The organism is Enterobacter sp. IF2SW-B1 (assembly GCF_001743375.1).
Taxonomy (GTDB): domain Bacteria; phylum Pseudomonadota; class Gammaproteobacteria; order Enterobacterales; family Enterobacteriaceae; genus Enterobacter; species Enterobacter bugandensis.
This window is the reverse complement of the sequence record NZ_MJAA01000007.1, coordinates 250,790-266,823: the sequence shown is the minus strand read 5'-3', so window position 1 is coordinate 266,823 and position 16,034 is coordinate 250,790. Positions and strand designations below refer to the sequence as shown.

The window sequence follows — 16,034 nt, the reverse complement described above, 5'->3', positions numbered from 1 at the left end:
TCCGAGGACGTTAAGAATCCATGTCACTTTGAGTGCCCACACAGATTGTCTGATAAATTGTTAAAGAGCAGTGCCGCTTCGTTTTCGCTGCGGCGCGGGGTGTGCATATTACGCTTTCCCGCTTCAGAGTCAAGCGTTTATTTTCGCTGCTCTCTGCTGACCCGGCGGCGTGTGTGCCGTTGTTCCGTGTCAGTGGAGGCGCATTATAGGGCGTTATTCTTAAGTGACAAGAGGAAATTCAAAAAAAGTTTCTGACCGTGTTTTTTTTCACCAACAGAGGTGATATCAAGCTACAAATTGTTCTATTTGATGTATCTGCAACCACAATCACATTCGAGGTGGCATAATTAACAGCATGAAACATTAAGGAATAAAAGCGATGCCATTAAGCGCACAACAGCTGGCCGCCCAAAAAAATCTGTCCTATGTGCTGGCAGAAAAGCTGGCGCAGCGGATTTTAGCGGGTAAATATGCCCCGGGGAGCATCCTGCCGGGCGAATTGGAGCTGGGTGAGCAGTTTGGAGTAAGCCGTACCGCGGTTCGCGAGGCGGTGAAAACCCTGACGGCAAAAGGTATGGTACTTCCACGCCCTCGTATTGGCACGCGCGTGATGCCACAGAATAACTGGAATTTTCTCGATCAGGAGCTGCTCTCCTGGTGGATGACCGAAGACAACTTTCATCAGGTCGTCGATCACTTTCTGGTAATGCGCAGCAGTCTTGAACCTCAGGCATGCCTGCTTGCCGCCACGCTCGGGACAGCAGAGCAGAAAGCGCAGCTTAACGCACTCATGGAAGAGATGGTGTTCCTGAAAAAACACTTCAACCGGGAACGATGGATTGAGGTCGATATGGCCTGGCATGAACATATCTATATGATGAGCGCCAATCCGTTCCTCACTTCCTTTGCTTCGTTATTCCATTCGGTGTACCACACCTACTTTACCTCTATTACACAAGACGAAGTGGTAAAGCTGGATTTGCATCAGGCGATAGTAGATGCCATTCAGGAGAGCGACGGGCAGCGAGCCCTGACTGCATGTCAGGCATTGCTGACCGCACCAACCCACCAGCAGGTAAATAAATGACAGAGAAAAAAGCGCGCAGCATGGCCGGATTGCCGTGGATTGCAGCCATGGCGTTCTTTATGCAGGCACTGGATGCCACCATCCTCAATACGGCGCTTCCCGCCATTGCGCAAAGCCTTAACCGCTCCCCGCTGGCAATGCAGTCCGCCATCATCAGCTACACCCTCACGGTGGCGATGTTGATCCCGGTAAGTGGCTGGCTGGCCGATCGCTTCGGTACCCGCAGAGTTTTCATGCTGGCCGTAACGCTCTTTACGCTCGGTTCACTGGCCTGCGCGCTCTCCACTTCATTAACGGAGCTGGTTATCTTTCGCGTACTGCAAGGAATAGGCGGCGCGATGATGATGCCGGTGGCGCGCCTCGCTTTGCTGCGTGCCTACCCACGCAGCGAACTGCTCCCCGTACTCAACTTTGTCACCATGCCGGGGCTGGTCGGCCCAATACTTGGCCCGGTCCTCGGGGGTGTGCTGGTTACCTGGGCAAGCTGGCACTGGATTTTCCTGATTAATATTCCGATTGGCGTGGCAGGGCTGATCTATGCCCGCAAATATATGCCGAACTTCACCACGCCAAGGCGCAGCTTCGATATGGGCGGCTTTTTCCTGTTTGGACTGAGCCTGGTGCTGTTCTCAAGTGGCATGGAGCTCATTGGCGAGAAGCTCGTTGAAACGTGGCTGGCGCTCGCCGTCATCCTCAGTGGTATTCTGCTGTTCCTTCTTTATATACGCCATGCGCGTCGTCACCCGACACCGCTTATCTCTTTATCTCTCTTTAACACCCGAACCTTTTCCGTCGGGATCGCGGGCAATATTGCCTCACGTCTGGGCACGGGCTGCGTACCGTTCCTGATGCCATTGATGCTGCAGGTGGGGTTCGGCTACCCGGCGCTGATTGCCGGCTGCATGATGGCGCCCACGGCAATGGGTTCCATTCTGGCGAAATCAACGGTCACGCAGGTACTGCGCTGGTTTGGCTATCGTAAAACGCTGGTTGGCGTGACGGTCTTTATCGGTCTGATGATTGCGCAGTTCTCGCTGCAATCCGCGGCGTTACCGGTCTGGATGTTGATCCTGCCGCTGTTTGTGCTGGGAATGGCGATGTCAACGCAGTTCACGTCGATGAACACCATCACCCTTGCGGACCTGACCGACGAGAACGCGAGCAGCGGCAACAGCGTACTGGCGGTGACCCAACAGCTGTCGATCAGCCTCGGGGTAGCCGTGAGCGCGGCGGTGCTGCGGTTTTATGAAGGGTTTGGCGGCACGAATACCGTTGAGCAGTTCCACTATACCTTTATCACCATGGGCGCGCTTACCGTGGTGTCGGCGCTGGTCTTTATGTTGTTAAAACCGAAAGATGGCCGGAACCTGATTAAAGAGCGTCACAAAGAGAAAGCTAAACCGAACCGCGTTCCATCAGAACAGGAGTAAGCTGCAAACGTTGCTGTTGCAGCGTGGGCTGCGCCATACGGTGGATCAACACGTCTATGGCCAGCTCACCCAGTTCATCCTTCGGCTGATGGATCGTGGTCAGCGGCGGCGTCATGTAGCGCGCCAGTTCGATATCATCGTAGCCCACGATAGCCATATCGTCCGGAACGCGCAGTCCCGCCTGATACAGCGCCTGATAGGCACCAAACGCCATCGCATCGTTGCCGATAAACACCGCCTGCGGGCGAGGCTCTTGCGCCAGCAGCGTCTGCATTGCCTCGAAACCGCCGTTAAACTCGAAATCGCCGGTGATGCGATAGCCATCAGGAATGGCAAGCCCTGCCCGCTCCATTGCCGAAAGATAGCCTTCCAGACGCAAGCGCGCCGGGGTTTTATCCAGCGGGCCGGTAATGCAGGCAATGCGGGTATGGCCTTTATCAATCAGGTGCTGCGTCGCCATATCGCCGCCCAGCAGCGAGTTATCCTGAATCAGATCGCTGGTCCCGTCGAACGGCGCCCAGTCCATCATTACCGTGGGAATAGAAGGGTAGCGCTGAATGATCTCTTTTGAAGGTTGATGCGTTTCGGTACAGAGCAGCAGCAGCCCGTCGACGCGTTTTTGCATCAGCGTTTCCAGGTTGCGGTTCATGCGCTGCTCGTCGCCTTCAGTATTGCACAGCACCAGACTGTAGCCACGCTCGAAGCAGCTGCGCTCTACGCCACGAACAAGTTCAGAATAGAAAGGATTGGTACTGGCCGTGATCAGCATGCCGATGGTGCGCGTCTGGTTAAGCTTCAGACTGCGCGCCAGCGCCGACGGCGCATAGTTGAGATCTTTTACTGCGGCTTCGACTTTCTCCCGAATCGCCTCGCTGACGAAGCGGTCGTTATTAATAACGTGAGAGACGGTCGAAGTAGAAACGCCCGCCATGCGGGCGACATCTTTCATCGTAGCCAAGCGTTACCCCTGCTGACTTAAGAATTCATCGATCTCTTTACGCCACGGAACGGAAGGCTGTGCGCCTTTGCGCGTCACCGCAATCGCGGCGGCGGCATGCGCAAAGCGGATCGCGTCATCCATCGCTTTTCCTTCCAGCAATGCCGTCGCCAGCGCACCGTTGAAGGTGTCTCCAGCGGCGATGGTATCGATGGCTTTGACCTTAAAGCCCGGCACGCGACGGCCTTCGCCATTGACGCTAGCCCACACCCCGCGGCTACCAAGAGTAATGATAACGGTCCCGATGCCTTTTGCATGCAGCACTTTCGCCGCACGCGCGGCATCATTGTCATTTTCAACGCGAATGCCCGTCAGCTTTTCCGCTTCGGTTTCGTTCGGCGTAATGATGTCCACCAGTGCCAGCAGTTCATCTGATAATACACGGGCAGGCGCAGGGTTAAGTACGACAGTTGTATGATTTTCATGCGCAATTTTCGCGGCGGTCAGCACGCTTTCAACCGGAGACTCCAGCTGCATCAGCAGGGCTTCCGCTCCGGCGATGATCCCACGCTGCGCTTCGACGCGTTCAGTCGTTAACGCGGCGTTAGCCCCCGCATGAATACCGATGACATTCTCACCTTCCGCATTGACGAAGATCAGCGCCACACCGGTAGATTCCCCTTCAACAACGCTGACGGGTGCAGTATCGATGTTGTCACTTGCCAGCTGCTTGCGTACGCGCTCGCCGGTATCGTCATCACCCGTACAGGCGATAAACGCGATATTCGCCCCGCTGCGCCCGGCGGCAACTGCCTGGTTTGCGCCCTTACCGCCAAACGCGACCTGATACTGATTGCCGGTGACGGTTTCGCCCGGAGTGGGGAACGTTTCAAGGTTAAGAATGTGATCGGCATTGATACTGCCAAGGACGACGAGGTTGCCTGCGGTTTTCATGTATTGAGGTGTCCATCTGAGAGCGCCACCGGTATTACCCGGTGGCGTATGCCACACTTTTCTTTTATTTGGTGTCCCTCAGGCAGCCAGCGACTGCCTGAATCGCCTTTACTGCTTAATGACCAGCTTCAGGTCAACAGGGTATTTGGCCTGAACTTTTTCGCCCTTCAGCACTTTGTCGGCAGTTTCAACGCCAGTCGCGCCAATCTGCTCAGGCAGCTGAGCGATGGTCGCAGCCAGTTTGCCATCATTTACTGCTTTTTCACCATCCGGCGTGCCGTCAAATCCGACAACCATCACATCTGATTTACCCGCAGTCTGGAGCGCACGCAGCGCACCGAGCGCCATCTCATCGTTCTGTGCAAATACCGCCTGCACATCTGGATGCGCGGTCAGCAGGTTCTGCATGACGTTCAGACCCTTAGTACGGTCGAAGTCTGCCGGCTGGCTGGCCAGCACGTTGAATTTGTGTGCAGCCACGGCCTGCTGGAAGCCTTCACCACGTTCACGGGCCGCGGAAGTCCCGGCAATGCCCTGCAGTTCGATAACTTTCGCGCCTTCACCGGCTTTCTTCGCGATGTAGTCACCAGCAATTTTACCGCCCAGCACGTTATCAGACGCAATGTGGCTCACAACTTCGCCTTTCGTTGCCTGACGGTCCAGAGTGATCACCGGAATTTTCGCCTGGTTTGCCATCTTCACGGCGTTACCTACGGCATCAGAATCGGTTGGGTTGATCAGCAGAATTTTGGTGCCACGAACGGTTAAGTCCTGAACGTTAGCCAGCTCTTTCGCCGGGTTGTTCTGTGAATCCAGCACCACCAGGTTGTAGCCCAGTTTGTCCGCTTCTTTCTGCGCACCGTCCTTCAGGGAGACGAAGAACGGGTTGTTCAGGGTAGAGACAACCAGCGCGATGGTGTCTTTCGCCATGGCGTTAGCACTTACGGTTGCGCTCAGCGCGACAGCGGAAACCAGGGTAGCCAGTTTTTTCATGTTCATATCTAAGATGTCCTGTAGTGTCGTCAGTTACTGTTTTTTGTTGTCTACCAGTACCGCCAGCAAAATCACCACTGCCTTAACGATCATCTGGTAATAGGAGGAAACACCTAACAAATTCAAACCATTATTCAGGAAACCGAGGATCAGTGCGCCGATCAATGTCCCAACAATGCGACCTTTACCGCCCGCAAGGCTCGTACCGCCCAGAACCACCGCCGCGATGGCATCCAGCTCGTACCCCGTCCCCGCCGTCGGCTGTGCGGAAGAGAGGCGCGCCACTTCGATGATGCCCGCCAGAGAGGCCAGCAGGCCGCACAGGGAGTACACGATAATTTTGACTTTATTAACGCTGATACCGGACAGGCGCGTGGCCGCTTCGTTACCACCCAGCGCATAGATATAACGTCCCAGACGGGTATGGTGCAGCATGTACCACGCCGCCAGGAAGACGATAGCCATGATCCAGACCGGAGTCGGGACACCCAGCGGGCGACCGATACCGAACCAGCCAAACAGATCCGCGTTATCCGTAAACCCGGTATTCACCGGGCTACCGTTGGTGTAAACCATGGTCACACCGCGCAGCAGCAGCATCATCACCAGCGTGGCGATAAACGCCTGAACGCGGCCTTTTGCCACAATCACACCGGTAACGGCACCAATCGCCGCGCCAGCCGCCAGTGCAGCCGCAACGGCCACCAGCGCGTTGACCTCAATTCCCACAATTGAAGCGGCGATCGCACCGGTGAGCGCCAACAGGGAACCGACGGACAGATCGATACCCGAGGTCAAAATCACCAGCGTCATGCCGACCGCCATAATGGCGTTCACCGACGTCTGCTGCAGAATGTTGAACAGATTATTGACGGTAAAAAAGTTCGGGCTCATGGTCGAGACAATCGCGATCAGCACCAGCAGGGCAATCAGCGATTTTTGTTCCATCAGCCATGCCTTTGTGAAATAGCGGCGACCAGAAACAGCCTGGGTAGTCATCTTCTTACTCCTGATTCACGCGATTAAGCTTGCCCACAGCGGCAGCCATCAGAACTTCCTGGGTGGCCTGCTCGCGAGTGAATTCACCGCCGAGATGCCCTTCATGCATGACGATAATGCGATCGCTCATGCCTAATACTTCTGGCATCTCGGAAGAGACCAGAATGATGCTCAGACCGTCGGCTTTGAACTGGTTAATCAGCTGATAGATCTCTTTTTTCGCGCCCACGTCCACGCCGCGGGTTGGCTCGTCGAGGATCAACACTTTCGGGCGAGTCATCAGCCCGCGGGCAATCGCCACTTTCTGCTGATTCCCGCCGGACAGCAGGCCAATAGCCTGCTCCATCGACGGGGTTTTAACGTTGAAGAGACGGATAAAATCACTGACCGCCTGCTGCTCATCTTTATGCTTCAGGCTGCCGCCGCTATGGCTGAAATAGCGCAGCGCGGTGAGGGACATATTCTCTTTCACCGACATGCCCAGCACTAAGCCGTCGCGCTTGCGGTCTTCGGAGATATAGACGATGCCGTTCGCCAGCCCGTCCTGAGGCGAGCGGGTCACCACTTCATGGCCGTCAAGAGTAACGTAACCGCTGGTGCGCGGCAGTGCGCCGTACAGCACTTTCATCAGCTCGGTACGGCCCGCGCCCATCAGGCCCGCCACGCCCAGGATCTCGCCCTGACGCAGGGTAAAGGTCACATCATTTACGCCTGGGCCGCAGAGGTTATCTACCTTCAGGCGGATCTCGCCCGGTGCTTTGTCCAGATGCGGATATTGGTCTTCGAGCTTACGTCCCACCATCATTTCGATCAGCGTATCTTCGGTCAGCGTCGCCACTTCGCGCTCGGCGATAAACTGGCCGTCGCGGAAGACGGTAACGTCGTCGCAAATTTCGAAGATCTCTTTCATGCGGTGAGAGATATAGACAATGCCGCGCCCCTGCGCTTTCAGTTCGCGGATCACGCGGAACAGGGATTCGGTTTCGGTATCGGTCAGGGCATCGGTCGGTTCATCCATAATGATGACCTTCGACTCGAAGCTCAGCACCTTCGCGATTTCCACCATCTGCTGATCGCCGATGGAGAGGTCGCCCACCAGGCGGTCGCTCTTAAAGCGCAGGTTCAGCTTCGCCAGCAGCTTGTCCGCTTCGGCGTACATGGTTTTCCAGTCGATTTTGCCGAACCGGTTCACGAACTCGCGGCCCAGGAAGATGTTCTCCGCAATGGTCAGCTGCGGGATGAGGTTCAGCTCCTGGTGAATAATGCCGATGCCCGCTTCCTGAGAGGATTTCGGGCCGTTAAAGGTGGTTTCTTTACCCAGCCAAACGAGTGAACCGGCATCGCGCTGGTAGATCCCGGTCAGCACTTTCATCATGGTGGATTTGCCGGCACCGTTTTCGCCCACCAGCGCCATCACGCGTCCTGGGTAGACGTTAAGCGCCGCACCGGAGAGGGCTTTTACGCCCGGGAACGACTTATCGATCCCTTTGAGTTGCAGTAATGCGTCCATGATGGCCTCAAAAGGTGACGCCAGCACAGAGAATGATATTCGCATACGGGGAACACTCCCCGCTGCGAATCACCGCCTGACTGTCTGCGGTTTGTTGTTTGAACTGTTCGTGCGTTGTGTAACGAATTTCTATGGTGTTTCCCTGGTGTTGTTGCAGTTGCTCAATGTGGCTGAGCAACGTTTCGTGGAGTTGCGGATTATGTTGTTTGATTTCCGCCGCGAGAATGGCCGCCTCAACCTGCATCTCCGTCGTCACCACCTCCAGTACCTGCATAAACGAGGGCACGCCCTGCGTTAACGCCATATCGATACGGGTTGTGCTGCGCGGAACCGGTAAGCCTGCATCGCAAACCACCAGCGTATCGGTATGCCCAAGACGGGAAATAACCGATGAGATTTCTGAGTTGAGAACCGTGCCTTTCTTCATTTTCTTGCTCCACTAGCGAAACGTTTCGCTAAAAATAGTGTAGCCGCATAAATGTTCAGAAAACCATCATGACGTAACGGATTTGTGATCAACGTCGAAACGTTTCGCTAAGTGAAATGGAGGGGGAGGTAAATGCAAAACGGTAACCGTCAGGTTACCGTTTTAGATGTTTGCGCCCTCTCCCTGTGGAAGAGGGACGGGGTGAGGGTATCAGGCCGCACGAAGACTTAAATCTCGACCTGCGTCCCCAGCTCAATGACGCGGTTAGGCGGGATCTCAAACTGGTCAGGCGCGCGCAGGGCGTTACGCTGCAGGATCAGATACAGCTTGCCGCGCAGACGCAGGTACCATGGGCGCTTGCCGATGATCAGCGACTCGTGGGACATAAAGAACGACGTCTCCATCATCCGGCAGCTTAACCCTTCCAGACCGCAGCGGTGGAACACCTCTTCCACGTTCGGCGTTTCGCGCCAGCCGTAGCTCGCCACCACGCGCCAGAAGGTCGGGGACAGCTGCTCAATCTGTACGCGGCGCACGTTGTGAACGTACGGCGCATCTTCGGTGCGCAGCGTCAGCAGGATCACGCGCTCGTGCAGCACTTTATTGTGCTTAAGGTTATGCATCAGCGCAAACGGGATCACATTCAGGGCACGAGACATGTAAACCGCGGTACCCGGCACGCGCACCGGCGGGGATTTCTCCAGCGACGCGATCATCGCCTCCAGAGAATTACCGTGCTCATGCATGCGGCGCAGCAGGCGGAAGCGCTCGCTTTTCCATGTGGTCATGACAATGAACATCAACAGGCCCAGCGTCAGCGGCAGCCAGCCACCGGAGACAATTTTGTCGAGGTTCGCAGAGAACAGCGGCACGTCAATGCACAGGAAGCCCACCAGAATCATCCCCACGAGGAACTTATTCCAGTGCCAGTTGCGGTACGCCACCGTGGTGGAGAGAAGCGACGTCAGCACCATCGTACCGGTCACGGCAATACCGTAGGCCGCCGCCAGATTACTGGAGTGTTCGAAGCTAACAATCACGATCACAACAGCAAAATAGAGCAGCCAGTTAACGAACGGGATGTAGATCTGGCCCGACTCCATCTCTGAGGTATGGATGATGCGCATTGGCGAGAGATATCCCAGACGAACGGCCTGACGGGTTAGAGAGAACACCCCGGAAATCACCGCCTGAGAGGCAATCACGGTCGCCAGCGTTGCGAGGATCAGCATAGGCACCAGCGCCCAGTCAGGTGCCAGCAGGAAGAATGGGTTCTTAATCGCTTCCGGGTTCTTGAGCAACAGCGCGCCCTGACCGAAGTAGTTCAGCACCAGCGACGGGAGCACCACAATAAACCATGCCACGCGGATAGGCAGCTTCCCGAAATGCCCCATGTCAGCATAGAGCGCCTCCACACCGGTGATGGAGAGCACGACCGCACCCAGCGCCACGAAGGAAACCACTTTGTATTCAAGGAAGAAATGCACCGCCCAGTAAGGGTTCAGTGCATGCAGCACTTCCGGGTTCGCGATAATGCTGCGTAAACCGAGCGCCGCCAGGATCAGGAACCAGGCCAGCATAATCGGCGCAAACAGTTTGCCCACCAGCCCGGTACCGTGTTTCTGGATCATGAACAGCAGCGTCAACACGATGATTGCCAGCGGGACAACCCAGGCATCAAGCTGCGGGGCAATAATCTCCAGCCCTTCAATCGCCGAGAGCACCGAGATAGCCGGTGTTATCACCACTTCCCCGTAGAAGAAGCTGCCACCTATCAGGCCGATAATCACCAGCACAGACGTCATTCTGGCCGAGGTATTGCGACCGGCAAGGGACATCAGGGTCAGGATCCCGCCTTCGCCCGCATTATCTGCACGCATAACGAAGGAGAGATATTTAACGGAAACGACCAGAATCAGCAGCCAGAAGATGAGGGACAGGAAGCCAAACACGGCATCGCGCTCAACACCAAAGCCAAACTGGCCGGACAAACATTCACGAAGCGTATAAAGTGGGCTGGTGCCGATATCACCGTAGACAACCCCGATCGCCGCAAGCGTTATTGCGGGTAATGATTGCTTATTATCAGTGCTCATAGACTAGTCTTTTCGTTTAAATAACAAATGTGTTCCTGTCCCTTGGTCCACAAAAAGCGCACAGTATGCACGATTCATTGCAAAATCGTACCCCTAAATGCAACCGCATTAATGTAGCGCAAAGAAAATTGCGCCGCACTTCAGCCTATTACCAGCCCTGACTGAAACGTCTATACTCGCTTCAATTGGCCGCCACAACGGCGAAAGGATGCAAAACTATTATGGCTCACTCACATTTATTAGCAGAAAGAATTTCCCGCCTCAGCAGCGCGCTGGAGAAAGGCCTTTACGAGCGTAGCCACGCCATTCGCCTTTGCCTGCTGGCGGCATTGAGCGGTGAAAGCGTATTTCTGCTGGGACCGCCGGGCATTGCCAAAAGTTTGATTGCACGCCGCCTAAAGTTCGCTTTCCAGAACGCTCGCGCATTCGAGTATTTGATGACGCGCTTCTCCACGCCAGAAGAAGTTTTCGGCCCGCTTTCTATTCAGGCGCTGAAAGATGAAGGGCGCTATGAGCGTCTGACGGCGGGCTATCTCCCGGAAGCGGAAATCGTCTTTCTTGATGAGATCTGGAAAGCCGGCCCGGCCATTCTGAATACCCTGCTGACGGCAATCAACGAACGCCGCTTCCGCAACGGCGCGAGCGAAGAGAAGATCCCCATGCGCCTGCTGGTGGCCGCGTCAAACGAACTGCCCGAAGCCGACAGCAGCCTGGAAGCGCTGTATGACCGTATGCTGATCCGCCTGTGGCTGGATAAAGTCCAGGATAAATCAAACTTCCGTTCAATGCTGGTGAGCCAGCAGGACGAAAACGAAAACCCGGTGGCACCTTCACTGCAGGTGACGGACGAGGAGTACCATCAGTGGCAGGAAGAGATCGGCAAAATTAAGCTGCCCGACGCCGTCTTTGAGCTGATCTTCATGCTGCGCCAGCAGCTTGATTCCCTGCCTTCCGCCCCGTACGTCTCGGATCGTCGCTGGAAAAAAGCGATCCGTCTGCTCCAGGCCAGCGCGTTGTTCAGCGGTCGCGACGCGGTCGCCCCTATCGATCTGATCCTGCTAAAAGACTGCCTCTGGCACGACGCAGAAGGCATGAACCTGATGCAGCAGCAGCTGGACGTTTTGATGACCGGGCACGCCTGGGGGCAGCAGGCGATGCTCAACCAGCTGGGGGCGATTGCCCAACGGCGCATTCAGCTCCAGCAGCAGCAAAGCGATAAAACCGCGCTAAAAGTGAACCGACTGGGCGGCATGTTCGCCCGCAAACCGCATTACGAGCTACCCGCCGATCTGACCGGCACGACGCTGACACTGCTGCTCCAGCAGCCCCTCAAGCTGCATGATATGCAGGTGGTGCACATTACGATTGAACGCGAGCCGCTGGCGCAGTGGCTGGATAAGGGCGGGGAGATCCGCGGAAAGCTCAACGGCATCGGTTTCGCGCAGCCGCTGAATATGGAAGTGGACAGCAGTCAGCACCTGGTGATCCGCGACGTGAGCCTTCAGGGATCGCGTCTTGCGCTTCCCGGCACCGCCTCGGACAGCGTGCCGGAAGAGATTAAACAGCAGCTGGAAGCGCTGGATACCGAATGGCATCAGCAGCACACCCGCTTCAGCGAGCAGCAAAAATGCCTCTTTATTCATAGCGATTGGCTAGGTCGCATTGAAGCCAGCCTGCAGGACGTCAGCGCGCAGATCAAACAGGCGCGTCAATGCTAACGCTGGACACGCTCAATATGATGCTGGCCGTCAGCGAGGAAGGGTTGATCGAGGAGGTGGTGATTACCCTTCTGGCATCGCCGCAGCTGGCGGCCTTCTTTGAAAAATTCCCGAAACTCAAAAAAGCGATGACGGACGATCTCCCGCGCTGGCGCGACAATCTGCGGCAGCGGTTTAAGGAGACAGAAGTCCCGCCCGAACTGACGGAGGAAGTCGCGGCCTATCAGCAGTGTCAGCGGCTATCGACGCCACAGTTTATCGTCCAGATCCCGCAAACCCTTACCCTGCTCGATAAAGTCCACTCTCCGTTTGCCAGCCAGGCCAGAACGCTGGTCACAGAAAACGTCACCTTTACCCCGGCGCTGCACACGCTCTTTTTACAGCGCTGGCGCCTGAGCCTGGTCGTCCAGGCTACCACGCTGAACCAACAGCTTCTGGATGAAGAGCGGGAACAGCTGCTCAGCGAAGTCCAGGAACGCATGACGCTGAGTGGCCAGCTCGAAGAGGTGCTGGTAGAAAATGAAAACGCCGCTGGTCGCCTTTGGGATATGAGCGCCGGGCAGCTGCGGCGCGGGGATTATCAACTGATCGTGAAGTACGGCGACTTTCTTACCCAGCAGCCGGAGCTGATGAAGCTCGCGGAACAGCTCGGCCGCTCGCGAGAGGCCAAATCGGTCCCAAAGAAGGATGCCCCGATGGAAACCTTCCGCACCCTTGTACGCGAACCGGCTACCGTGCCGGAGCAGGTCGACGGACTCCAGCAAAGCGATGACATCCTGCGCCTGCTGCCGACCGAGCTAAGCACGCTGGGGATGACCGAACTGGAGTATGAGTTTTACCGGCGGCTGGTGGAAAAACAGCTTCTCACCTATCGGCTGCACGGCGAAGCCTGGCGAGAGAAGCTCAGCCAGCGCCCGGTCGTGCATCAGGACTTTGATGAGCAACCGCGCGGGCCGTTTATTGTCTGCGTGGATACGTCCGGCTCAATGGGCGGCTTTAACGAGCAGTGTGCGAAGGCGTTCTGTCTGGCGCTGATGCGCGTGGCGCTCGCTGACCGCCGTCGCTGCTTTATCATGCTCTTCTCCAGCGAAGTCGTGGGCTATGAGCTGACGAACCAGCAGGGCATTGAGCAGGCCATCCGCTTTTTAAGCCAGCGTTTTCGCGGCGGCACCGATCTGGCCAGCTGTTTTCGCAGCATTGTAGAACGGATGCAGGGCGGCGACTGGTACGACGCTGACGCGGTGGTGATTTCCGATTTCATTGCCCAGCGGCTGCCGGAAGATGTGGTAAATAAAGTGAAGGAGCTGCAGCGCGTGCACCAGCACCGTTTTCATGCCGTGGCGATGTCCGCACATGGAAAACCCGGCATCATGCGCATCTTCGATCATATCTGGCGCTTTGATACCGGGTTGCGTAGCCGCCTGCTCAGACGCTGGCGGCGTTAATTAAAGAAGAGAATCGACGCTTTCACGTACCTGCTGCGGCCAGACCCCACACTGCACCTGACCAATGTGAGACAGTTGCAGCAGCAGCATGGTCAGACGGGACTGCCCGATACCGCCGCCGATGGTCTGCGGCATTTCACCGCGCAGCAGCGCCTGATGCCACTCTAATTTAAGGCGATCTTCATCACCGGTCACCGCCAGCTGGCGCTTCAGCGCCTCTGCATCCACGCGGATCCCCATCGAAGAGAGCTCAAACGCATCTTCCAGAACCGGGTTCCAGACCAGAATATCGCCATTCAGACCGGCATATTCGCTTTCGCCCGCGGTGCTCCAGTCATCATAATCCGGCGCACGAACGTCGTGACGTTTGCCATCAGACAGTTTGCCGCCGATGCCAATCAGAAATACCGCGCCCAGTTCTTTGGCGATCGCACGCTCGCGGCCTTTGGCATCAAGATCCGGGAAGCGGCTCAGCAGTTCCTGGCTGTGGACAAAGTGGATCGTATCCGGCAGGAACGGTGCCAGACCAAACTCTTTGCTCACGGCCGCTTCGGTCGCTTTGATCCCCGCGTAGATCGCCTCAACGGTGGATTTCAGCGTGCCGACGTGGCGCTCGCCGTCACCCATTACGCGCTCCCAGTCCCACTGGTCAACGTAGACAGAGTGAATCGGGGAGAGGCGGTCTTCATCGGGGCGAAGGGCTTTCATGTGCGTGTAGAGCCCTTCGCCCGCGCTGAAGTCGTGTTGTCCCAGGGTTTGACGCTTCCACTTCGCCAGGGAATGCACCACTTCGAACTGGGCGTCTGGCAGTGTTTTCACTTTTACCTGTACCGCTTTTTCGCATCCAGACAGGTTATCCTGCGTCCCGTCACCCACGCGGCTCAGAATCGGCGCCTGAACTTCAATAAGACCAAGCTTCTCTTCCAGTTGGCGGGAAAAATGGGATTTTACGAAACTGATCTGGCGTTGTTTTGCGATGTAAGCGGTTTTCATTATTTATACTCCTGCGTCCTGTTGATAATGATTAAGCAACAGAAACGACACTTAATTCAATAACCCATCAACAAAAAGCCACCTTCACTTTTGATTCGTTAAAATAAGACGCTAGAATAGACGTATTCATTAATCTTCATAAGAAAAAGCTATGGAAAATTATCAGATCGACAATCTGGACCGCGGCATCCTTGAGGCCTTAATGGCTAATGCCCGTACAGCCTACGCCGAACTGGCGAAACAGTTTGGCGTCAGCCCGGGAACCATTCACGTTCGCGTAGAGAAGATGAAGCAGGCAGGGATCATTACCGGTGCGCGCATCGACGTCAGCCCGAAGCAGCTGGGTTACGACGTCTGCTGCTTCATCGGCATTATTCTTAAAAGCGCAAAAGATTACCCCTCCGCGCTGGCAAAACTGAACGCGCTCGATGAAGTCACCGAGGCTTACTACACCACCGGGCATTACAGCATCTTTATTAAGGTGATGTGCCGATCCATCGATGCCCTCCAGCAGGTACTTATCAACAAGATCCAAACAATCGATGAAATTCAGTCCACCGAGACACTGATCTCCCTGCAAAACCCGATCATGCGTACCATCCGCCCGTGATCGGGCAAATTCATTCCCACATTTTCCACAGGTAGATCCCAGCTCGTTCACAGCGTACAATGATCCCCTCTTTATCTGAGCGAGCGATCAATGGCGGACATTACCCTTATCAGCGGCAGCACTCTTGGCGGTGCGGAATACGTAGCGGAACATCTGGCTGAGAAGCTGGAAGATGCAGGCTTTTCTACACAAACGCTGCACGGGCCGCTGCTTGAAGATCTCCCGGTTGACGGGGTCTGGCTGCTGATCACCTCCACGCACGGCGCGGGCGATCTGCCGGATAACCTGCAACCTTTATATGACGAACTGCTGGAACAGCAGCCCGACCTGTCAAACGTCCGTTTTGGCGCAGTGGGGATCGGCAGTCGTGAATATGACACCTTTTGCGGGGCAATAGAGAAGATCGAAGCCGCTGTTACCGCTTGCGGAGCAAAACAGCTGGGTGAAACGCTCAAGATCAACATCCTCGATCATGACATTCCGGAAGATCCAGCCGAGATCTGGCTCGCGGAATGGAAAAATTTACTCAAAAACGATTAAAGATCGCGCGAACAGATGTGGATAACTCTGGTTAAAAGCTCGTATTAACCCGTAGTTATCCAAAGAACAACCCTAGCGTAGTTTTTGGCCTGTGTATAAAGTCGCGATCTGATCCCAGCTTATACGGTCCTGGATCACCGATCATTCACAGCAAACGATCCTTCCTAACTGCATGATCTTATTTGCAGGATCGGACTTATCCACACGTGTCCGCGATCCTAATAAGAGATCACAATAGAACAGATCTCTAAATAAAAAGATCTTCTTTTTAATAGCCCAGGATCCCAATGCTTTC

At 55.6% G+C, this 16,034-nt stretch carries 14 protein-coding genes; 6 read left to right on the top strand and 8 right to left on the bottom strand.

Annotation, left to right across the window (positions count from 1 at the left end):
• The first annotated feature begins 379 nt into the window (after positions 1–379).
• Both A6013_RS15945 and mdtD read left to right on the top strand, forming a co-directional pair.
• Positions 380–1,087, top strand: coding sequence for a FadR/GntR family transcriptional regulator (locus tag A6013_RS15945; RefSeq protein WP_028014903.1), 708 nt, complete (start codon positions 380–382; stop codon positions 1,085–1,087).
• Positions 1,084–2,517 carry a multidrug transporter subunit MdtD gene (mdtD, locus tag A6013_RS15940; protein ID WP_069733410.1) on the top strand — a complete coding sequence of 478 codons (1,434 nt, stop codon included), beginning with the start codon at positions 1,084–1,086 and terminating at the stop codon, positions 2,515–2,517. The genes A6013_RS15945 and mdtD overlap by 4 nt, the downstream gene beginning before the upstream one ends.
• Here the strand turns inward: mdtD and rbsR are convergent.
• From rbsR to kup, 7 genes are all read right to left on the bottom strand, one after another.
• The gene (rbsR, locus tag A6013_RS15935) at positions 2,483–3,475 is read right to left on the bottom strand and encodes a ribose operon transcriptional repressor RbsR (RefSeq protein ID WP_028014905.1); all 993 of its coding nucleotides are present in this window, start codon (positions 3,473–3,475) and stop codon (positions 2,483–2,485) included. The genes mdtD and rbsR overlap by 35 nt on opposite strands.
• A 3-nt stretch (positions 3,476–3,478) precedes the next feature.
• Positions 3,479–4,408 carry a ribokinase gene (gene rbsK, locus A6013_RS15930; protein ID WP_041911755.1) on the bottom strand — a complete coding sequence of 310 codons (930 nt, stop codon included), beginning with the start codon at positions 4,406–4,408 and terminating at the stop codon, positions 3,479–3,481.
• 108 nt (positions 4,409–4,516) lie between these two features.
• Positions 4,517–5,407 carry a ribose ABC transporter substrate-binding protein RbsB gene (rbsB, locus tag A6013_RS15925; RefSeq protein WP_010426610.1) on the bottom strand — a complete coding sequence of 297 codons (891 nt, stop codon included), beginning with the start codon at positions 5,405–5,407 and terminating at the stop codon, positions 4,517–4,519.
• 27 nt (positions 5,408–5,434) lie between these two features.
• Positions 5,435–6,400 carry a ribose ABC transporter permease gene (rbsC, locus tag A6013_RS15920; RefSeq protein WP_006808742.1) on the bottom strand — a complete coding sequence of 322 codons (966 nt, stop codon included), beginning with the start codon at positions 6,398–6,400 and terminating at the stop codon, positions 5,435–5,437.
• Positions 6,401–6,404: 4 nt separating this feature from the next.
• Entirely contained in the window at positions 6,405–7,910 is a 1,506-nt protein-coding gene (gene rbsA / locus A6013_RS15915) for a ribose ABC transporter ATP-binding protein RbsA (RefSeq protein ID WP_041911754.1), read from the bottom strand.
• Between the two features lie 7 nt (positions 7,911–7,917).
• Complete coding sequence (gene rbsD / locus A6013_RS15910; protein ID WP_063437512.1) at positions 7,918–8,337, bottom strand: D-ribose pyranase; 420 nt, start codon at positions 8,335–8,337, stop codon at positions 7,918–7,920.
• A gap of 227 nt (positions 8,338–8,564) precedes the next feature.
• Entirely contained in the window at positions 8,565–10,433 is a 1,869-nt protein-coding gene (gene kup / locus A6013_RS15905) for a low affinity potassium transporter Kup (RefSeq protein ID WP_045261172.1), read from the bottom strand.
• Positions 10,434–10,654: 221 nt separating this feature from the next.
• On the opposite strand from kup, the gene ravA reads away from it, so the two are divergent.
• Both ravA and viaA read left to right on the top strand, forming a co-directional pair.
• Positions 10,655–12,151, top strand: a complete 1,497-nt coding sequence (gene ravA, locus A6013_RS15900) for an ATPase RavA (protein ID WP_049001581.1) — start codon at positions 10,655–10,657, stop codon at positions 12,149–12,151.
• Entirely contained in the window at positions 12,145–13,596 is a 1,452-nt protein-coding gene (gene viaA, locus A6013_RS15895; protein ID WP_028014911.1) for an ATPase RavA stimulator ViaA, read from the top strand. Before ravA ends, viaA begins: the two co-directional genes overlap by 7 nt.
• Here viaA and asnA read toward each other — a convergent pair whose 3' ends face one another.
• Positions 13,597–14,589: an aspartate--ammonia ligase gene (gene asnA / locus A6013_RS15890; RefSeq protein ID WP_069733409.1), complete on the bottom strand. Its 993-nt coding sequence runs from the start codon at positions 14,587–14,589 to the stop codon at positions 13,597–13,599. It abuts the gene before it with no gap.
• A 151-nt stretch (positions 14,590–14,740) separates the two neighbouring features.
• Here asnA and asnC point away from each other — a divergent pair, with 151 nt between their 5' ends.
• Together asnC and mioC are read left to right on the top strand one after the other, a co-directional pair.
• Positions 14,741–15,199 carry a transcriptional regulator AsnC gene (asnC, locus tag A6013_RS15885; RefSeq protein WP_008500198.1) on the top strand — a complete coding sequence of 153 codons (459 nt, stop codon included), beginning with the start codon at positions 14,741–14,743 and terminating at the stop codon, positions 15,197–15,199.
• Between the two features lie 90 nt (positions 15,200–15,289).
• Positions 15,290–15,739, top strand: coding sequence for an FMN-binding protein MioC (gene mioC, locus A6013_RS15880; RefSeq protein ID WP_069733408.1), 450 nt, complete (start codon positions 15,290–15,292; stop codon positions 15,737–15,739).
• Positions 15,740–16,034: the final 295 nt, after the last annotated feature.